The sequence below is a fragment of the Marinobacter sp. DUT-3 genome (assembly GCF_050379435.1).
GTDB lineage: Bacteria > Pseudomonadota > Gammaproteobacteria > Pseudomonadales > Oleiphilaceae > Marinobacter.
Window position 1 is genome coordinate 179,902 of the sequence record NZ_JBNRMG010000005.1, and the last position, 19,507, is coordinate 199,408.

22 protein-coding genes are annotated in these 19,507 nt (G+C 58.0%); 11 read left to right on the top strand and 11 right to left on the bottom strand.

The window, feature by feature from the left end; all coding sequences use genetic code 11:
- Window positions 1–383: 383 nt before the first annotated feature.
- Complete coding sequence (locus ACQUWM_RS11300; protein WP_406999362.1) at window positions 384–2,066, bottom strand: AMP-binding protein; 1,683 nt, start codon at window positions 2,064–2,066, stop codon at window positions 384–386.
- Window positions 2,067–2,388: 322 nt separating this feature from the next.
- Between ACQUWM_RS11300 and ACQUWM_RS11305 the strand changes: the two genes are divergently transcribed.
- Both ACQUWM_RS11305 and ACQUWM_RS11310 read left to right on the top strand, forming a co-directional pair.
- A complete protein-coding gene (locus ACQUWM_RS11305; RefSeq protein WP_428922217.1) occupies window positions 2,389–3,303 on the top strand; it encodes a glutathione S-transferase family protein in 915 nt (304 codons plus the stop codon).
- Between the two features lie 127 nt (window positions 3,304–3,430).
- On the top strand, window positions 3,431–3,709 hold the full coding sequence (locus tag ACQUWM_RS11310; RefSeq protein WP_428922218.1) for a YebG family protein: 279 nt from the start codon (window positions 3,431–3,433) through the stop codon (window positions 3,707–3,709).
- A gap of 35 nt (window positions 3,710–3,744) precedes the next feature.
- Here ACQUWM_RS11310 and ACQUWM_RS11315 read toward each other — a convergent pair whose 3' ends face one another.
- Entirely contained in the window at window positions 3,745–4,173 is a 429-nt protein-coding gene (locus ACQUWM_RS11315) for an Lrp/AsnC family transcriptional regulator (RefSeq protein ID WP_428922219.1), read from the bottom strand.
- A 141-nt stretch (window positions 4,174–4,314) separates the two neighbouring features.
- Here ACQUWM_RS11315 and ACQUWM_RS11320 point away from each other — a divergent pair, with 141 nt between their 5' ends.
- Both ACQUWM_RS11320 and ACQUWM_RS11325 read left to right on the top strand, forming a co-directional pair.
- Window positions 4,315–5,382 carry an arginine N-succinyltransferase gene (locus ACQUWM_RS11320; protein WP_428922220.1) on the top strand — a complete coding sequence of 356 codons (1,068 nt, stop codon included), beginning with the start codon at window positions 4,315–4,317 and terminating at the stop codon, window positions 5,380–5,382.
- Window positions 5,372–6,175, top strand: a complete 804-nt coding sequence (locus ACQUWM_RS11325) for a DUF1338 domain-containing protein (protein ID WP_406999370.1) — start codon at window positions 5,372–5,374, stop codon at window positions 6,173–6,175. Before ACQUWM_RS11320 ends, ACQUWM_RS11325 begins: the two co-directional genes overlap by 11 nt.
- A gap of 6 nt (window positions 6,176–6,181) precedes the next feature.
- On the opposite strand, the gene ACQUWM_RS11330 is transcribed toward ACQUWM_RS11325, so the two are convergent.
- Entirely contained in the window at window positions 6,182–6,847 is a 666-nt protein-coding gene (locus ACQUWM_RS11330) for a protein-L-isoaspartate(D-aspartate) O-methyltransferase (protein WP_406999372.1), read from the bottom strand.
- Between the two features lie 193 nt (window positions 6,848–7,040).
- On the opposite strand from ACQUWM_RS11330, the gene ACQUWM_RS11335 reads away from it, so the two are divergent.
- A complete protein-coding gene (locus ACQUWM_RS11335) occupies window positions 7,041–7,706 on the top strand; it encodes a hypothetical protein (RefSeq protein ID WP_428922221.1) in 666 nt (221 codons plus the stop codon).
- Window positions 7,707–7,756: 50 nt separating this feature from the next.
- Here the strand turns inward: ACQUWM_RS11335 and ACQUWM_RS11340 are convergent, their stop codons facing one another.
- Window positions 7,757–7,951: a hypothetical protein gene (locus ACQUWM_RS11340; RefSeq protein WP_406999376.1), complete on the bottom strand. Its 195-nt coding sequence runs from the start codon at window positions 7,949–7,951 to the stop codon at window positions 7,757–7,759.
- Window positions 7,952–8,049: 98 nt separating this feature from the next.
- Here ACQUWM_RS11340 and ACQUWM_RS11345 point away from each other — a divergent pair, with 98 nt between their 5' ends.
- Entirely contained in the window at window positions 8,050–9,696 is a 1,647-nt protein-coding gene (locus ACQUWM_RS11345; RefSeq protein ID WP_428922222.1) for a L,D-transpeptidase family protein, read from the top strand.
- On the opposite strand, the gene ACQUWM_RS11350 is transcribed toward ACQUWM_RS11345, so the two are convergent.
- Both ACQUWM_RS11350 and mtgA read right to left on the bottom strand, forming a co-directional pair.
- Window positions 9,693–10,574: a chemotaxis protein gene (locus ACQUWM_RS11350; protein ID WP_406999380.1), complete on the bottom strand. Its 882-nt coding sequence runs from the start codon at window positions 10,572–10,574 to the stop codon at window positions 9,693–9,695. The genes ACQUWM_RS11345 and ACQUWM_RS11350 overlap by 4 nt on opposite strands.
- A gap of 189 nt (window positions 10,575–10,763) precedes the next feature.
- Window positions 10,764–11,459, bottom strand: coding sequence for a monofunctional biosynthetic peptidoglycan transglycosylase (mtgA, locus tag ACQUWM_RS11355; protein ID WP_428922223.1), 696 nt, complete (start codon window positions 11,457–11,459; stop codon window positions 10,764–10,766).
- Between the two features lie 142 nt (window positions 11,460–11,601).
- Here mtgA and ACQUWM_RS11360 point away from each other — a divergent pair, with 142 nt between their 5' ends.
- Complete coding sequence (locus tag ACQUWM_RS11360) at window positions 11,602–12,114, top strand: DUF2244 domain-containing protein (protein WP_406999384.1); 513 nt, start codon at window positions 11,602–11,604, stop codon at window positions 12,112–12,114.
- 18 nt (window positions 12,115–12,132) lie between these two features.
- Here the strand turns inward: ACQUWM_RS11360 and ACQUWM_RS11365 are convergent, their stop codons facing one another.
- Entirely contained in the window at window positions 12,133–12,372 is a 240-nt protein-coding gene (locus ACQUWM_RS11365) for a TIGR02647 family protein (protein ID WP_406999386.1), read from the bottom strand.
- A 117-nt stretch (window positions 12,373–12,489) separates the two neighbouring features.
- Entirely contained in the window at window positions 12,490–13,284 is a 795-nt protein-coding gene (locus ACQUWM_RS11370) for a substrate-binding periplasmic protein (protein WP_406999388.1), read from the bottom strand.
- Window positions 13,285–13,426: 142 nt separating this feature from the next.
- On the opposite strand from ACQUWM_RS11370, the gene ACQUWM_RS11375 reads away from it, so the two are divergent.
- The gene (locus ACQUWM_RS11375; RefSeq protein ID WP_406999389.1) at window positions 13,427–13,705 is read left to right on the top strand and encodes a SelT/SelW/SelH family protein; all 279 of its coding nucleotides are present in this window, start codon (window positions 13,427–13,429) and stop codon (window positions 13,703–13,705) included.
- An 88-nt stretch (window positions 13,706–13,793) separates the two neighbouring features.
- The gene (locus ACQUWM_RS11380) at window positions 13,794–15,464 is read left to right on the top strand and encodes a GMC family oxidoreductase (protein WP_428922224.1); all 1,671 of its coding nucleotides are present in this window, start codon (window positions 13,794–13,796) and stop codon (window positions 15,462–15,464) included.
- Between the two features lie 22 nt (window positions 15,465–15,486).
- Here ACQUWM_RS11380 and ACQUWM_RS11385 read toward each other — a convergent pair whose 3' ends face one another.
- Window positions 15,487–16,167, bottom strand: a complete 681-nt coding sequence (locus ACQUWM_RS11385) for an NAD-dependent epimerase/dehydratase family protein (RefSeq protein WP_406999393.1) — start codon at window positions 16,165–16,167, stop codon at window positions 15,487–15,489.
- An 85-nt stretch (window positions 16,168–16,252) separates the two neighbouring features.
- On the opposite strand from ACQUWM_RS11385, the gene ACQUWM_RS11390 reads away from it, so the two are divergent.
- Window positions 16,253–16,735, top strand: a complete 483-nt coding sequence (locus tag ACQUWM_RS11390) for a DUF4112 domain-containing protein (protein ID WP_428922225.1) — start codon at window positions 16,253–16,255, stop codon at window positions 16,733–16,735.
- Here ACQUWM_RS11390 and ACQUWM_RS11395 read toward each other — a convergent pair.
- A complete protein-coding gene (locus ACQUWM_RS11395; RefSeq protein ID WP_428922226.1) occupies window positions 16,727–17,608 on the bottom strand; it encodes a diacylglycerol/lipid kinase family protein in 882 nt (293 codons plus the stop codon). The two genes, ACQUWM_RS11390 and ACQUWM_RS11395, sit on opposite strands and share 9 nt — an antisense overlap.
- A gap of 122 nt (window positions 17,609–17,730) precedes the next feature.
- Window positions 17,731–18,633 carry a DMT family transporter gene (locus ACQUWM_RS11400; protein WP_406999397.1) on the bottom strand — a complete coding sequence of 301 codons (903 nt, stop codon included), beginning with the start codon at window positions 18,631–18,633 and terminating at the stop codon, window positions 17,731–17,733.
- A gap of 151 nt (window positions 18,634–18,784) precedes the next feature.
- Between ACQUWM_RS11400 and ACQUWM_RS11405 the strand changes: the two genes are divergently transcribed.
- A complete protein-coding gene (locus ACQUWM_RS11405; RefSeq protein WP_406999399.1) occupies window positions 18,785–19,486 on the top strand; it encodes a pseudouridine synthase in 702 nt (233 codons plus the stop codon).
- Window positions 19,487–19,507: the final 21 nt, after the last annotated feature.

A 19,507-nucleotide genomic window follows, 5' to 3' on the forward strand; every position in this document is an offset into this window, starting at 1 on the left:
CCTTAGAATTAAGTGTAAATTAAAGGTAGATCGCTAATTAACCCACCAGAGAAAAAGGAGGAAGGCGCTATGACTCAAAAGCATATCGCAACCGTTCAACCCCTGCCGTCCAGTATCCTCCACAACAGTGCTGAGGTCAGGCGCCAATATACCCGTGCTGCAGCAAAGCAGGCGGTTCAGTTGATTAGCAGGAAGATGCGCATTATGGGCAGGAAAGCTCAGACTGCAACTCCGGACTTGCCGCAGATGGTTCAGGGCGGCCACTAACACAGGCCGGCAATGGCCAGTGAGTTCGAAGTGAAGTAAACAGGGATGTAGAGAAAGGAATTCTAAAACACCGGTGGCAACGCAAACGCGGGCCACCGGTGTTTTGCGTTAAGGGGTCAGAATTCCCAGACCACCTTGGCCTTCTGGCCGAACCACTCATCCATTTTCCGGGTGTAGTAATTCTCGATCACGTTGCGCTTGATCTTCATGGTGGGTGTGAGCATGCCGTTTTCCATGGTCCACGGCTCTTTCACCACCACCACAAACGCCAGCTTTTCGTGGCCCTCGCATTGCGCATTCACCGCATCCAGCTCATGCGCCAGCTCCTGTTCCAGTTCGGCACGGCTGCCGCCGGTTTCCAGCTCCTCTCTCGCCTCGTCCGACAGCAGTACCATCAGGCAGGGTTGCGGCTGGTTGGCACCAGCGACACACACCACTTCGGCCTTCGGGTGATTGAAACGGTTTTCGATCGGCACGGGCACCACGTACTTGCCCTTTGAAGTCTTGAACAGATCTTTCACCCGCCCGGTAATGCGGAGACAACCGTCACTATCGATTTCCCCCATGTCACCGGTTTTCAGGAAGCCGTCATCGGTGATGTCTTCCCGGGTTTTCTCCTCGTTCTTGTAGTAACCCAGCATCTGCCCGGGGCTCTTGACCTCGACTTCACCGCCGTCACCAAGACGGTGCTCCACACCCGGGTTGGCCATACCAACGGTGCCCACTTTCGCCTGCCCGGGTCGGTTGGCATGGGAATACCCGAAGTTCTCCGACATGCCGTAGACCTCCAGCAACTCCAGGCCCAGGCTGCGGTACCAGGCAATAATTTCCGCTGACAGAGGAGCCGCACCGGTCAGTGCGGCACGGCAGTGATCCAGCCCCAGTTGTTTGAGAACCTTCTTTTTCACGATGCCGTTGAGAATCGGGATATTGAATAACAGTTTCTGCTTTTTCGGTGGCAGCTTGGCATTGACGCCCAGGTAGAACTTCATCCACAAACGCGGCACTGAGAAGAACAACGTCGGGCGTGCACGCTGCAGGTCTTCCTGGAAGGTATCCAGTGAGTTGGCGAAATACAGATGAAAACCGTAATACAGCGACTGGGTTTCAACTGCGGCCCGCTCCGCGACGTGAGCCAGCGGCAGGTAGGACAGCATTCGTTCGTCCGAGGTCACCGGGAATAGCTGCTGCAGGCCGTCAGCCACCGATATCATAGTGCGGAAACTGTGCATGACACCTTTCGGGCGCCCTGTGCTACCTGAGGTATAGACGATGGTGGCGAGGTCGTCGGGGTTGGGCAGAATCGGCTCCGCCGGCTCACACTCGGCAATAATCTCAAGCCACTTTGGTGTGTCATCCCGCGGCGACAGCGGCAGGGAAATGATGGGCAACGCCTCGGGAATATGCCCCTTGATATCGTTCCAGCCGTCGGCGGTGCCATCGAGTTTGCCAAGGAACAGCAGTTTTGCCTCACTGTGCTCCAGAACGTAGGCGGCGGTATCACCATTCAACGTCGGGTAAAGGGGGACCGAAACATGCCCCGCCGCCCAGATAGCCAGGTCCGACAGGATCCAGTGGGCGCTGTTCTTGCCCAGGATGGCGATATTACTACGCTCGGGCAGTTCCAGACTGTCCAGGTGCGCGGCCATCCGAGACACCTGGTCAGCGGCCTCTTTCCAGGTGATGTCTTCCACCCGACCATCGGGAAACGGTTGTGTGAGGTAAACGTTATCGGGTGTGTGTCTTGCCCAGTGGTACAGGCAATGGAGTGATGTCTGTTTATCTGTATCTACAGCCATGAACGGCTCCTTGTTGTTATTGTATAAGCGCCAGTAATTATTCTGTTTCCACTGCATACTACCGGTATTTCAGCTTTCCTCAATAGCCGGACGTGCCTCCGTAACTGACTGATTCGTACTTTGTTCCACTTCCCACATTTCATTCGTGACACTCCGTCATAATGGTCTACATTGAAGGGCTGTGCGTATACCACGGGTCACTGCAGGAGAAGCCCATGAAAACAACAAGTCGCTCGCCTCTGATTTTCCCGGCCTGGGGGCTTATTCTGATAGGCTCTGCTGCATTCATTTACTGCGCGTCCGCGGGGTTATTAACAACTTGATGCAAGAACTCGTTCTCTACCATTACGCCATGTCTCCGTTTTCGGAGAAAATTCGCGTCATGCTTGGCTATGCCGGTCTGGGCTGGCAATCAGTCACCGTAAAGGAAATGCCTCCCCGACCTGCCCTTGAGGCCATTGCCGGTGGTTACCGCAAAATCCCCGTCGCCCAGAACGGCGCCGATGTGTTCTGTGACAGTCGCAGCGTGGCGGCTGAAATCGCCCGCCTGAGCGGCCGCAATGAACTGATTCTGGAACAACAGCCCGCTGAGGTTCAGGCATTCGTCCGGGAGACCGATCTTGAAACCTTCCTGGCCTGTGTCATCGCAGCCAGCGACGGGCGCATGCTGAAAAAGCTGATCAAAGACACCTCCCTGCTGAATGCGTTCCGATTCCTCAAGGACCGCATCAACATGGGGCGCAAATCCAGGGTCAAGGCTCTCAGGGGGCCGCAGGCAAAAGCCCACGTGCTTGCCCACATGGCAACCATGGAATCCATGCTGGAACAGGACTTCCTGTTTGGCGAGTCCCCCTGTATTGCCGACTTCTCCGCGTATCACGGGCTCTGGTTTGTGTGCGACCTGGCGGGAAAACCCTGGCTCAGGGACTTTCCCCGGGTTCAAGGCTGGATGGAGCGCATGAAAGGCTTTGGCCATGGCCAACCGGCTGAGATTACAGAGGATCAGGCGCTGGACATCGCCAGAAACGCCGCGCCCCGGGAACTGGACAACCAGTCCCACCACCAGCAGACCGGGCAGGCCGTCGATGTGGCGCCGGATGACTACGGCCGCGAGCCCGTCAGGGGCACACTGGTATTCGGCGATGCGGACACCCTCATCCTGCAACGCGAGCACCCACGTACCGGTAAGGTTCACGTCCACTTCCCGGCTCGAGGATTCACCATTACCACGGTGTGACTCCCTGCCCGCCTCTCAACCAGAACACTGTATACACATACAGTCTCCGTGTTGTACACTCACGCCATAAAGCGTAGCAACCACCCCACACCCGATCCTGCGGTGTGGGGGCCCAATGGAGAGATTCATGGCGGTACAAGCACTGTATTACTCGGAAAGGGATGGACTGGAGATGGCGTTGAAACACCCGGATACCCTGCTGTTCTCATCCAAGGCGGAAGCCGATGCCAGAGACAAGGTACTGGAGCTCGCCGAGGAGATCACCCAGTTCCTGCAAGCCCGGGTCCAAGGTCTGGATGAAAACCTGGCGGAAAAGGCGGCATTGGCCATCGCCGAAGAAAAGGACCTGTTTGGCAAGGCCCTGAAGAAGCCGGCCCTGCTGAACCAGAGCACCCTGCCGGAATAAAGCCGGACGACGCGCCCAGGGACGGGCACTCGCCGCTAGCGCCGGAACCTGGTTTCCAGCACCACCGCCGAATTGGTCCGCTCCACCCCTTCCAGATTACCAATCTCATCCAGCACTGCACTCAACTCTTCCAGAGACTGGGCCTGAACAATGGCTATCAGGTCATACTCTCCGCTCACCGAGAACAGCTGCGACACCTGGCTGATGCTATCCAGCGAGGCATTGGTTCGGGCTGTGAGCTTCTGGTAGACCTTGATGGACACGTGGGCCTCAACCTGATTAGCGGCATGGGCATCTCCCAGTTGCACGGAGTATCCCTTGATCACCCCGTTACTCTCCAGCCGGCCAAGCCGATTCTGTACCGTGGATCGCGACAAGTGGAGCGCACGCGCCAGGTCCGAAATACTCATTCGCGCGTTCTTGCGCAACAGCAACAGCAGCTTCTGATCTTGCTTGCTTAGCATATTGTCAACTTACTTAGTCATTTTGACTCATCTTTTCATTATTTCGATCATTTCGCCACTACAAATTACCGCTTACCCCTTACATACTGACCCGCAAGAAAACACGACAAAAGAACCACCAGCCGACTGCGGGGACTGCCGATGATTATCCGCCCAATACAGTACAGGGATCTGCCAGCGCTGCAGGAGATTGCACGGGAATCCGGCCCCGGATTCACCTCACTGGTTGACGACCGGACCTATCTGGAAAGCAAGATTCGACACGCCATCGACAGTTTCGGACGCGACATCCAGCGGCCGGGCAACGAGCACTACCTGTTTGTTCTGGAGGACGAAAAAACCGGTGATATCATGGGCACCACCGGTATCGAAGCCTCTGCTGGGCATGAACGCCCCCTTTGCCACTTCAGACGGGAAACCGGGAATCTTATCCGCTGTAGCCACTATACGGGCTGCAGCGAAATCTGCAGTCTGTACCTGCGCCCCAGATACCGGCAGGCGAACGCCGGCAAGCTGCTGTCAAAGGTGCGCTTCCTGTTCATGGCACAGAACCCCCAGCGGTTTTCCTCCACCATCATTGCCGAGATGCGGGGCGTCTCCGATGCTGGTGGCCAGTCCCCTTTCTGGAACTGGCTGAAAACCCGTGCCGGCGACCTGGATTTTGCCACCGTCACCCGGCTGGCCGGGACCGGAACGCCCGAGTTCATGGATACCATACTGCCGGCTGGTCCGCTTTCCGTAACCGACATTCCACCGGAAGCGCAGCGGGTCATCGGACAGGTTCATGAACAGACGCGACCGGCACTGAAGATGCTGGAAGCCGAGGGGTTCCGCCATACCGGATTTGTCGATCTGTTTGATGCGGGCCCCACGGTTGAAGCGGAACTGTGCGACATCATCAGCATCAAACTCTCCAACCAGTGTCAGGTTCAGGTGGTGGACGACAGCATGACCGCGATTACCCGACATCAGCCTGGCAACCGCAACCAGGCTATGCTGATTACCAATACGGAGATGGCGGATTTCCGAGCCACGGTCACTGAAGCAGCGACCTGGCTCCCCCATCACAACCTGCTCACTGTGCCGGAATCCCTGGCGCGAGAGTTGGGCCTGGTTGACGGCGGCATGACCCGCTTCCTGCCACTGGCGCAGGCCGCAGCAAGAACCGAACTCCACTCCCGGGCACCGGAGGTCAAATATGCACACTGATCGCAATAAACTGTTTCAGCACCTGTGGGACAACTACCGCGAGGTAACCCCCTCAGCCGAGAAAATTCACCGGATTCTCGGGGCTGCGGAAGGTCAGCGCATCGTGAATGACCACATCGCCCTGCGCACGTTCAACCTTGCACCCGTAGGTCTTGAGGCGCTCGCCGAACATTTCACGTCGCTCGGATACCACCAGGGCGGCGAGTACCATTTCGAAGCCAAGAAACTCTATGCCCGACACTATGAGCACCCGGACCCTGTTGCCCCCAAGGTTTTCATATCGGAACTTCTGACCGAACAGTGCTCCCCGGAATTGCAGACCATCGCCAGCGAGCTGGTGGCGCAGATTAACCCTGAGGATGTACAGGCGGACAACTTTCTCTACTCCGGACGGCACTGGGACATTGAGCATGCCACCTATGAAACCCTGCTGCAGGAAAGCGAATATGCAGCCTGGCTGGCCGCCTGGGGGTTCCGGGCCAATCATTTCACCGTAAGCATCAACCAGCTTAACCAGTACCAGACGGTGGCGGAGATCAACCAGTTGCTCAAAGACAACGGCTACCGGGTCAACGATTCCGGCGGGGAGATCAAGGGCTCGCCGCAGGAACTGCTGGAGCAGTCCTCCACCATGGCGGACCGGGTTCCGGTACGGTTTTCCGACGGAACGGCGACCATACCCAGCTGTTTCTATGAATTTGCCCTGCGCTACCCCGAAGCCAGCGGCAAACTCTACCCCGGGTTTGTGGCGGCTTCAGCGGACAAGATCTTTGAAAGCACCAACGCGGGTTGACGGTTGTCAGCCGGGCTCCTCCGGCCAGCCCGCGGCGCCCAGAAGCGGGACAAAGCGCACGCCACCCAGACTCTCCCGTTCGTATCCGGTTGCCGATATCCGGGTAAGACGAACCAGGTCCTGGCTGGTGTGCTCTCCACCCACGGGCATAACCAGCCGGCCACCCACAGCCAACTGATCGGTCAGGGCAGGCGGAATGGATGGTCCACCGGCGGCAACAACGATGCCATCAAACGGGGCCACCTCCGGCCACCCCAGCGTGCCATCGCCACAGCGTACCTGAACGTTGCCAAACGCCTCGTTGCGCAACACCGCCCGGGCACGCTCCGCCAACGCCGGCAAGCGCTCAATGCCAAAGACCTCCCCGGCGATGCAGGCCAGCACCGCGGCGCAATAGCCGGATCCGGTACCGATATCCAGTACTTTTTCCCCACCCTGCAATGCCAGCGCCTCGATCATCAGCGCCACTACGTACGGTTGGGATATTGTCTGTCCTTCACCAATGGCCAGGGGACCGTCCTCATAGGCGAGGTGCTGTATGCCATCAGGCACGAATCGCTCCCGCCGTACACGGCGCATGGCGGCCAGAACCAGCAGTGAGGCAATCCCCCGCCCCTCAATCTGGCGTTCAACCATCGCTAGCCTGAGTGCATTGAAATCGGGCTTTTTCATCATCCCCCCCCTGATTTCACTCCATGGGCCGCGGCCACCTTACTTTAGGTAACAAAACACCTACGTTTAACAATGGACGTCGAGCATTCGCCTGACTACTTTTTCAACCATAGCCTTCGATAGACGTCGCAGGCCACCAACAAAAACAACAAGGCAGTTGCCATACTGCCGCTTGTGAGACAGGAGATCGGGAATGTCCGAACCGGTGAACCATCTGGAGGAACGAACGCGGGATGCCAATGAGCTCCTGGAAGCAATAATGCCTTCCGCCATCACTCTGGCAATGATGCTCAGGCACCGCAAAATGGCGACCTGGCTGCGCACCGAATTTGAGGGCTACAGTGACAGCACACAGGCACCTCCATACCGACGGGGTCTCCCCGGTCACATCGTTGCCCGCTCCCCCCAGTACGGCTGGATTCCCGCCCCGGTGGATGACAAACAGAAACTGGACTACGGCCATCTTGACCTGACGGATGGCATCAAGGCCCTGGAGAAAATCTGCCTGAACTGCAAAAAAGGCAACGGCAACCGGGTCCTGTTACCGCCGGACGACATGGCGGACCTGCAATCCCGGATCAATCTGAGTGCTGAACTGGCCATCAACGTCAGCCGTGATACCTACTCAGGGGTCCTGAAAACCGTTCGGGCCGCCATTTATCTGTGGACCCAGGAACTGATGGCAAAGGGTGTTGGCGGCGAGCACAACTCCTTCAGCGCCGAGGAACGCAGCAAAGTGGCCACACTGGATGAGCCCGAACAGTTCTGGCGTCGCGCGATGTCCGAGTTGGACAACCTGCCCATTCCGGACACCAGGGAGGTTGGCTTTTTCGAACGTGTCTTCGGCCGCACCGGGTGATCTGACCAGGAGCGCCCCGGCTGGTCTTCTGTCGGGGCTCGCATCCCACTTCAGTATGTGACACGGTGTCGATCAAAGATCTCCTGGATTTCCCGCTCCTCCCCCGAGGGAATCAGCACTTTGATCACCTGGTTTTCCTTGTCCAGGTAGACCGACTCTCTAGGCAATCCCGTTGCCAGTAAATCCTCTTCGGTGTTCCTCGCCTGATCAATATCCTCGTAATGTCCGTTCACTGTCTTATTCATTGGGCACACCTCCTTTTTAACCGCCCATTTTAAGTCTAGGATTAACAGCAGGACTGTTCAATTTTTGCCCGCTCTGGAGAGAAAGGATGTCCTCAGGATTGACGGTTGTACGAGGGATGCTCATGCTGGTGCTGTGTCTGTGGTCCCTGAGCAGTCTGGCAAACGATGCCATCCGCGAGCGTGTGCAAGCCATCCACCAGGGATTTCCGGTCAGTGCGCTGGGAGAGCCACTACTGGCAATGGATACCCTGTCGGCATTCTACCGCCACAGGGGCTATGCCCTGGCATGGACCCGGGACGAGGATCGGGAAGCCTTACTCAGAACCATCAGAGAGTCAGCGCGCCACGGCCTGACACCCGCCGACTACCATTACAACCTGCTCGCCAGCTTTGCAGCACAGCCCCCTGACGACCTGGATCCCGAGTCCAGAGCGGACCTGGACATGCTGTTGACTGACAGCCTGCTGCTGCTTGCCTCTCACCTGCTGGATGGCAAGGTGAACCGGGAAACACTGGAGGCGGAGTGGACAGCCAACCGTCACGGTCGCCGCCTGGACGAGGTGGTTGCCCGGGCCCTGGAAAATCAAACCATCGGTACCCTGCTTCGTTACCTGGCTCCTTCCCAGCGTGACTACCAGCAACTGCTGGAAGCACGGACATTCCTGCAATCCCTGCTCACCGTTCCCTGGAAACCGCTTGCCGGAGGCCCAACCATTCGCCCCGGCATGACCGACGACCGGCTGCCAACCATCCGTCAGCGCCTGGCTGCCCTGGGGGACTTCATGCCCACCGAATCACTGGAAGATCAGGTCATTGAGCGCCACTACGATGACAGACTAATGTCAGCGGTGATGAGATTCCAGGCCCGCCATGGGCTGGATACAGACGGATTGATCGGCCCGCAGACGCTTGCGGCCTTTAACATCACCCCGCAACAGAAGCTGACCCAGCTTGATGCCAACCTGGAACGCTGGCGATGGTTACCCGATGAGCTTGGGGAAACCCATGTCATCGTGAATATTGCCGGGTTCGAGCTACGCATGGTGAAAGATGGCACGGAGGTCCTGAACACCCGGGTGATCGTCGGGCGTCCATACCGGCAAACACCGGTCTTCCGCGATCAGATCCGCTACCTGGTGTTCAACCCGACCTGGACGGTTCCCCGCACGATCATGATCGAAGACCAGTTGCCCATCATACGGCGGAACCCGGACTACCTGCGCACGATGGACTTCACCGTCTACCGCGGCTGGGGCGCGGACCGGGAATGGGTTGACCCTGAAACCATCGACTGGTGGCTGCTTTCAGAGAACCATTTCCCGTTTCAGCTTGTACAGGAGCCAGGGCCCCGCAACGCGCTGGGACAGGTCAAGTTCATGTTCCCGAACCAGTTCGACATATACCTGCACGATACCCCCGCCCGGGCACTCTTTACCCGCAGCGAACGCACGTTCAGCTCGGGCTGCATTCGCGTCGAAGACCCATTCCGGCTTGCCAGCCTGCTGCTGGAGGAGGAAAACGGCTGGACCCGGGAGCATGTCGACAAACTGGTCAGTTCCCGGCAACTGACCACGGTCTATCTCAAACAACCAGTGCCTGTGTATCTGGAGTATTGGACCACCTGGGTCGACAGGGACGGCACCCTGCAATTTCGCAACGATGTCTACGAGCGCAACCCACAACTGATCTCAAGACTGACGGCAACGTCGCCAACCCTGTCGCCGGACCAGGCCAGTTCGGATTAGTGTTCAGAGCCTCGCAGCATTGCCTGCATCAACTCGTTCGCATCAAACTTGGTCAATGCCTCATTGGCGCCAACCTGATTGGCATAACTGAGGCTCATTTCGCTGTTCAGGGAAGTGTGCAGAATAATGTAAGGCTGTTTGAGCGACGTGTTATCCCGGATATTGAAGGCCAGCTCGTAGCCGTCCAGCCCCGGCATTTCAATATCACTCACCAGGATATCCACGGGCTGATCGACAGCAGCCGCCTGCAGCATGATGTCCAGGGCGCTCTGGCCGTTGCTGGTCACCTCATAGGAAATGCCCTTGCTGTCCAGTACATCGGAAAGCTGTTTGCGGGCCACCTGGGAGTCGTCCACCAACAGGATCCGCTGCGCGCGCAGGGTTTCACTCTCCACATCCGTCAAGGCTGCGGCATCGGTATTGACGGCAGAAGGGTAAACCTTGGAAAGTAGCAGCTCGACATCCAGCAACTGAATCAGTTCACCCTCCAGATCCAGCAGTCCCGTAACAAATGCCTGGTCACCCAGGGCGGTCGGTGGTGACTGAACCTGTTTCCAGTCAGCCTCAATAATCTTGTTGACGCTGCGCACCACAAAACCGATTTCCTGACGCTGGATATCCGTCACAATAATAGAGCTGACCTTCTGCTCCTCCGCACTCAATGGCCGCCCACCCACGGCCGCCGCCATATCAATCACCGGTACCGCAGCACCACGAAATGACATAGTGCCAAGCACCGCGGAATGGCTGTGCGGCAACCGGGTCAGCCGGGCAAACGGCAGTATTTCGCGGATTTTCAGTGTCCCGATGGCGAAAGGCTTTTGTCCTGTCAGGCTGAACAGCAGCAGTTTCTGGGAATGGGCGGTTTGTCTGGACATAACGGGCGCGAATCCTTTGGCAAGGTAACGATAGCAACACTGTAACAAAGCCGGTCCGGGGGAAGGTACTGGTGTGTCCCCGTTCGTGAGCACAGCTCATCCGGACGGTCAGATTGCCATATTCCCACCAAAAGAGTGTATCGATTTCGTTACACCTGCTCCTGTGCCGACCACCTGCCTGTTACCGGGTTACATTTCCCTCAGATACCCCGGTCCCGACAGCTGATGCATCTGCCTCTCCACCCAGCCTGCACGCTCCCACACATACGCGGAGGGATTGCCCGCACTCAGCACTTTCGGGTTGGGCAGCACTGCGGCAAGCCTCGCCGCCTGGGATGGCGAGAGATAGCGGGCGCTGATACCGAAATACGCCTGGCTGGCCGCCTCGACGCCGTATATTCCCGGACCAAACTCAGCAACGTTGAGATAGACCTCCAGAATCCGCTGTTTTGACCAAAGGGCTTCGAGCCCCAGCGCCAGTCCCGCCTCAAGGGCCTTGCGGATAAAGCTCCGGCCGTTCCAGAGAAACAGGTTCTTGGCTGTTTGCTGGGTAATGGTGCTGGCGCCCCGCAGGCCGTCACCCGCCCGGTATTCCGCCAGAGCCTTGCGGATCGCGGCGAAATCCACCCCCCAATGGTCGGGAAAACGCTGATCCTCACTCGCGACGACCGCCAGGGGCATCCACCTGGAGATGCTGTCGTAGTCGATCCACTGCTGATGGACTTTGTTGTCGGGATAGCTGATGCCATAGGCCAGCATGAAAGCCGTGGTGGGTGGATTGATAAACCTGAACAGCAACAGGACAGCCACCAACAGCACCAGCAATCCGGCAAATCCCCGGACGAGGAACCGGACAATGCGCCGCGGGAAAGTTTTGTTCGCCAAATGGAAACTCCGATGTACACGCAACTATGCTAAGGGTAGACAGTATGTCGTGGTTCTCGTCCCATTTGAATTACGGCTCCGTCAGGCAACGGTAACCATCGATACCGGCCATTCTGGCGTATACGGTTGCGGGGTAAGGCCGATGGTAGAACACCTAGAATCCGAAGAAGGCGTCAGGTTGCTCCTGACACCCAACCAGTCACTGACCTGGCAGGGTAATGTCCGCGTGTGGGCAGCCCTCTTCACCCTGTCACTGGTTATCGCAACAGGCATGGCGCTGGCGGGCGCCTGGGTGGTGATGCCCTTTGCCGGCATTGAACTGGTGGCCCTGGCTGCCGGCATCTACTACACCGCCAGGGCCTGTCAGCTGCGGGAAGTTCTGTCCATCTCCCCCGGCAATCTGACTCTGGAAAGGGGCCGGCGCACAAAACAGGCAGAATGGACAATACCCCGTCGCTATGCCCGCATTCGCGCCGACATGCCACAACACCCGTTTACACCCCCCAAGCTGTTTCTCTGCTATCGGGAACAGAACATACCCCTGGGCGCTTTCCTCAACGTGGAGGATACCCAGATTTTGCTGCGTATCCTCGAAGGAAAGGGGGTGAGCATTGATCGCAGGGCACCGGAACCAGACATCGGGTTCTGGTATTGACTCTCTATCGATCCGAAATCACGGGCTGGACAGAATGGACTGGAGCTTCTGGGTCAACTCCACCGCTTCACTGCCGAGATTGGTCAGATAACCACCATCCTGCTGGGTGATCAACCCCTTCTGGTGCAGCCGTTCGGCGGCTTTCACGATGTCCTCAGGCGCGGAATGCTGGTGTACCTTGATGCCTTCCTGGGTTGAGGAAGAATCGAACTGCGTGAGCAAATTCAGTTCAGCAAGATGATCAGGGGAAAAAGCCATGGACGATCCTCGTAAGATATTGAAGCTACCCTACTAGTTCTATACGAGGATCACCGAATCTACAAAACATTTTTGCACAAAGTACGGAAGCCCCGGTTTCCACCAGCCTCGCCAGCATCACTCCACTTGCGGCTGGTACTGACGGATCAGGTGATCAAGCTCCCCCGCCTCACGCGCCTGGTCAAGAGCCGCCTGCAGGGCTGCCACTATCGCAGGTGACGTTTCGTTACTCATCGCCAGGTACATGGGCGTTTCACGGAAGACCAGGACGGGTTTCAGGCCATTGATACCGTGTTCCTCTTCCGCAACCAGCGGACCGACAAGTCCGTCGGTTACCCACAGGTCAGCCTCGCCCAGCTCCAGCCGGCGGGGGTTAACATTCCCGGAGACACTCATGATTACCTCAAATCCCTGGCTGATCAGATAATTAGACATCACATCGCCCTTGTAGCCGGCAATGCGATAGTTTGCGGCATCCTCCAGGGAATCCAGCGTGATATCCGATCCCGGCGCAGCGAACAACGTCCACTTGATCGGTGCCAACGGCCCTACCCATTGGAACTGGTCTTCACGCTTATCGGTTCGTGCGGTACAGAACAACCCGTGATTTTCACGTCCCTGGATCCAATTGTAGGCATAGCTCCAGTCCCGCATTTTCATCACGTACTCATAGTCCACCCGGGCAAGCATGGCCTTCACCATTTCAGCGCAAATACCGGTAATCTCGTCTTCGCTGTGGGCGTAGCCTTTGCCGGATATCGCCTGATTGTATGGCGGATAGTTTTCCGTAAAGATGTAAAGGCGCTCGGCAGCACTTGTGCCCGTACTCAGGATGACGGCACTGAGCACAACAAAGCCAGGTACGGTGCCTTTCAGCATCCTTGCGATGAGTGTGGTGATCAGGGTAGACATACTCGTGTCCTTATCGGCGATTCTGATAATGTTGTTGGAGTCTGTTGGCCGATGCCTATGATTACCGTTCAGCCCATAAAAGTCTGTGACAAAACGTATCTATGCAAAAGCAAACTAAATCCCGAAAACATTGTGGAGAGTCATGACCAATCGCGTTGATATTCACTACTGCACAGGCTGCCGCTGGCTGATGCGGTCGGCCTGGATGGCCCAGGAACTGCTGACTACCTTTGAAGGCGAACTGGATGAGCTGACACTGCACCCCGGTTCCGGTGGCATTTTCGAGATCTGGGTAAACGGTAAGCAAATCTGGTCGCGGGAGCAACAGGGAGGCTTCCCGGAGATCAAGCAGCTCAAGCAACTGGTCCGGGATGAAATCAATCCGCAACGGGATCTCGGTCACTCCGACAAAAAAGCCTGAGGAATTAGTCTAAGCCAGGGTGTAATTGGCCGCGATATACGCTACAAAACCAGTGGCCATTACAACAAAAATACCCTGGTTATACGGCATGAACGACAGCACAAAACCAGCTCCAGAACACTTCGACTACATCATTGTGGGTGCCGGCACCGCCGGTTGCCTGCTTGCCAATCGCCTCAGCGCCAACCCAGACTACCGGATACTGCTGATCGAAGCCGGCGGGCGGGATAACTACCACTGGATTCATATCCCCGTGGGTTATCTCTACTGCATTGATAACCCCCGTACCGACTGGCGCTTCAGAACCGAGCCATCACCCGGCCTTAACGGCCGCTCGCTGATCTATCCGCGAGGCAAGACCCTCGGCGGCTGCTCCAGCATCAACGGCATGCTCTATATCCGTGGCCAGCGCCGCGACTACAATCACTGGGCGGACGTGACCGGAGACGACGCCTGGCGCTGGGACAACTGCCTGCCGGACTTCATGCGCCACGAAGATCATTACCGGCTCGATACCGGCGGAGATGCCGACGATCACCACGCCCGGTTCCACGGCCATGGCGGTGAGTGGCGAGTAGAACATCAGCGACTGAAATGGCAGGTGCTGGAGGATTTCGCCGAGGCCGCTGTGCAGGCCGGCATTCCCCGCACCCGGGATTTCAACCGTGGCGACAATGAGGGCGTCGACTATTTCGAGGTAAACCAGCGCGCCGGCTGGCGCTGGAACACTTCCAAGGCATTTCTTCGAAGTGCCGCCAAACGACCAAACCTCACGGTATGGCACTCAACCCAGGTCCTTGGCCTGACAATGGAAACCGGCACGAGAGGCCAGCCACGATGCTCCGGTGTTCGTATTGCCCGACCAGCAAAGGGTGAAACCATCGCGATGGCGTCGAAAGAAGTCATCCTTTCCGCAGGCTCCATTGGCTCCCCGCAACTGTTACAACTCTCCGGCATTGGCCCGGCGGAGCTGCTCAGCCAGCACAATATTCCGGTGGTCGCGGACTTGCCCGGTGTTGGTGAAAACCTGCAGGACCACCTGCAGATTCGCTCGGTCTACAAGGTCCATGGCGCCAACACACTCAACACCATGGCCGGCTCCCTGATCGGCAAGGCGAAAATCGGTCTTGAGTACCTGCTCAAACGCTCCGGCCCCATGAGCATGGCGCCGTCCCAACTGTGCGCCTTCACCCGCAGCTCCGATGCCTACGATTACGCCAACATCCAGTACCACGTACAACCGCTAAGCCTGGATGCCTTCGGTCAGCCTCTGCACGATTTCCCGGCCATCACTGCCAGCGTGTGCAACCTGAATCCAACCAGCCGGGGCACGGTGCGCATTCGCAGCCGCGATCCCCGTGAAGCGCCGGCCATCGCCCCCAACTACCTGAGCACCCCGGAAGACCACAAGGTAGCCGCCGATTCGTTGCGGGTCACCCGCCGCATCGCCGAACAACCGGCCTTTGCCAGGTACCAGCCGGAAGAATACAAACCCGGCATGCAGTACCAGACCGACGACGAACTGGCACGCCTGGCCGGAGACATCGGCACCACCATCTTCCATCCCGTGGGCACAACCCGCATGGGCCGGGCCGATGACGACATGGCGGTGGTGGATTCCCATCTGCGGGTTCGCGGGGTCGACGGTTTGCGGGTAGTGGATGCCGGTGTCATGCCCACCATCACCAGTGGCAACACCAACTCACCCACACTGATGATCGCGGAGAAAGCCGCCGCCTGGATACTGGCCGGCAAATAAGCCTGCCAGCAAGGAGAAGGCTCTATTCTGCCAGGGCAACGATGTCCGGATACTCATGAATCCGGACCGCGCCCTCGCCATCCGAGGTCAATGACAGCCCACAGACCTCGTTCACCATAGCTCGGGCAACGGTATCAGCCTCAATGCCACGGTACTTTTCCAGCGGCCCGAACAGTGCCCGGTTAATCAGGGGCATGGCCTTCATGCCCAGGGCCTCGGCGGTACGGTGTTCCTTGCGATCCCCGAGCAACAGGCTGGGGCGATAGATCGACAGCAAAGGGTAGCCAAGACCGCTGACACTGTCTTCCAGCTCTCCTTTTACGCGATTATAGAACACCGTCGAGGATGACGAAGACGCAATCGCGGACATCAGCACAAACGCCCGTGCACCCTGGGAGCGCCCGAGCTCCGCCGCTTTCAGGGGATAGTTGTAATCCACTTTACGAAACGCCTGCTGGGAACCGGCTTTGCGGATAGTGGTGCCGAGACAACAGACAATAACGTCGGTCTTAAACAGATCCGCGTGGTCATCCAGCCGGTCAAAATCCACCTCCCACTGCATCAGTTTCGGATGCTGCCTGTCGGCTGCCCGCCGCACGGGCATCACCACAGAGGTCACCTCATCCCTCGCCAGCAACCCGTCCACCACCTTGCCGCCGGTGAGACCTGTTGCACCCAAAACCGTAACCGTGATCGCTGTCATTTTCCGCAGTCCTCGCATCCATCTTTGCAGAAGGCTAACATTCTACCTCACTCCACACTCAAGAATTTTCGAGGATTAACCTGACATGCCCAACGGGGAAACCACCACCGGCCATTCCGACCTGAAAGCCAGACAGCAGGCAACGCTTGTCCGCCTCGACAAGTTTTCCCGGATCACCGACACCGCCATCCGGATTCCGTTTACCCGGATCCGTCTCGGCCTCGATCCCATTATCGGCCTGCTGCCCGTAGTGGGTGACCTCATCGGCCTGGTGCTGTCGCTGTATGTTCTGGTGGAAGCGCAGCGGGCCGGCGCCAGCAAACGCGTCAAGGCGCATATGGTCAAGAACATGCTGATTGAAACGTTCGGTGGCATGGTGCCTGTGGTGGGGGATGCTTTTGATATCGTCTACAAAGCAAACACCCGCAATACACGCCTGTTGCGGGAGTATCTGGAACAGGAGCTGAACACGGAACCGCAACCCCGCTTTCCCTGGATGCAACTGGTTTTCCTGGTCATCCTTCTGGCCGTGCTGACGGGACTGGTGGCGCCGTTGATTCTAGGATGACGGCGCGGCAGCCACTACGGTAGCGCCAATCACTGACAAGCATTGCGCCCGGCACACCACGTTCAGCGGTGTTTTCCCGGCAATATCCCCATCCGCGGTCACCGTCTTGGGTTGACGGGTAGTCACACGGCAACGCTGCCCCTTGAGGTGGATCACCGTGCTGGTACGCCGGGGGGACTGCCGGTTCAGCTGCAGCAGAACAAAGCTCAGCAGCAGTTGTAGCAGCGGGCGGGGTTTCACCGCGATCACATCCAGGCGCCCGCTGTTGGCTGAAGCATCCGGAACCTCATTGCCACCCCCAAAAAAAGCACCATTAGCTATCGCAACAGACAACCAGCGGCCACGGACATATCCGTTGTCACATCGAATTTCTGCATGAAACCCGCGTTGTTCCCTCAGTTTTCGCAACAGCTCCACGCCATAGCTGAACCGGCCCCACAGTTTCTTCCGGGAGTCGTCAGACTGGCAAACCGGCACCGTCCCCAAGCCGATATGCGCCACATTCAGAAACAGCTGCTCATTGAATTCTGCGACATCAACACGCTGGCTTTCACCGTTGCGAATGAGGGCGCACAGAGCATCCGGCGCCTCCGGCAAGCCCAGGTTGCGGGCAAAATCGTTGGCGGTGCCGGAAGGCAGCACCGCCAGCGTGGCGTCATGCTCCAGGCACAGCCGGGCGCCCATATTCACCGAACCATCCCCGCCGGCTACCATGACCACATCCCCGGGCTGCACCTGCCTGGCCCAGTCGTCATGCTCAAAGTCACAACAGGTCGGATCGTGAATACCGGCGTCCGCCAGTTGCACCAACCAGAAATCACGACCCCGCTGGCCATCGCCGGCCCTGGGATTTGCCACCAGCCAATAGGTCATTCGATTGCTCCCTGCCAGAGGTTGCTATACCCCAACGGTTTTCCGTATGAAGCCCTATCAAAAGATAACCCGGAGCGCCTGTGTGCGCCGCAATTCCAGGTTACGGTTTGGATAACCGGTCCTTATCGCCGGGACCGTGCTCCCGATCGCTGGGTAACCACCAGAGCCACCCCGGTGATGGAGATGGCGCCACCTGCCATGGCCAGCAGGCCCAGCCGCTCGTCAAACAGCCAGAAGGCCTCCAGCGCGGTCACCGGCGGCACCAGGTAAAACAGGCTGGCCACCTGTGAGGCCGCGCCCTGGCGGATCAGCCACATCAGCAACAGGATGGCGCCGATGGATACACCAAACACCAGCCAGGCCATGGATAGCTGCAACTGAAGCGCCCATTCCACCTCCCGGGTTTCCAGCGTGAAAGCCCCTACGGCAAAAAACACCGCCGCAGCGCTGTACTGGATAAGCGTGCCCGCCACCAGGTCCGCCTGGGTGCCGTTGCGTTTCTGGTACACCGTTCCCAGGGATATCCCTGCCAGGGAGAACCCGGCCCAGACCAGCGTCCATAACGGGAAATCCGAGGTAGTGCCCTCACCACCGACAAACTTCTCCAGCAACACCAGCGTGACGCCAACGAGCCCGAAGGCAAGCCCCAGCCATTGCCGCCCCGAAACACCTTCTTTCAGAACAATTACTGCTGCAGCCGCCGTAACCAGCGGCTGCAGCCCGACAATCAGAGACACAATGCCCGACGGCATACCACCCTGAATGGCGTAATACACACCACCCAGATAACAGCCGTGGACCAGCAGCCCGGTAACAGCCAGATGACCCGCAGCCCGCCATCCCGGCCAGCGTGTTTTCATCAGCCAGGCCAGCCCCGCCAACAGCACCAGAGTGAACAGCATGCGGATCAACAGCAGCGTGAACGGCTCAGCATACGGCAGGCCATACTTGGCCCCGATGAATCCGGTACTCCACAACCAGACAAACAGCGCGGGCACCAGAAAGGTAAAGAAAACTGAACGCATGACGATTCACCCAGGCAAAAGATTCCAGAATACAGCCACTTTAAAAGTTAGCAGCCAATCAATACAGATACAGGTAACGGGCTTTACCACCATCACAGTCATGAATTCATGACCCTGTCCTGCCCCGGGCCAACCCGTTATCATTCACGCCATGAAACTTTCGCGAATCCTAAGCAACCAGAACGGCGTCAGCCGCAAGCAGGCCAATGCGTTGATTGCCGCCGGCCGTGCTACGGTGAATGCCGAAGTATGTACCGACGCCTCTCTGGATGTGGACAGGTTCGCCACCGTCGCCGTTGATGACAATATCATCCAGCAAGGCTCACAGGCCCGCTACCTGATGCTGAACAAACCCGCCGGGTACCTGAGTGCCACCGAGGACGACGTCCACCCCACGGTACTGGACCTGATTGCCCCGGACCTGCGGGCAGGCCTGCATATCGCGGGGCGCCTGGACCGGGCCACCACCGGCCTGCTGATACTGACCAACGACGGTACCTGGTCCAGGGAACTGACCGAACCCCGGATCAGGATTCCCAAGGTATACCGGGTGACCACTGCACACCCCATATCTCCGGAAACCGAGGAACGCTTTGCCGAGGGCATCTGGTTTGAATACGAACAACTGACAACGTCACCTGCACACATTGAACAGATGGATGCCACCAACGCCCGACTGACCATTTACGAAGGGCGCTATCATCAGGTGAAAAGAATGTTCCATGCCGTGGGTAACCGGGTGACCTCCCTGCACCGGGAGCGGATGGGGGCCATAGCCCTCGACGGGAAACTTCAACCGGGAGAGTACCGCGCATTGAATCAGCAAGAAACTCAGTCGATCCCCTGCAGATAAGGTTAGCTGTGCAAATACAAT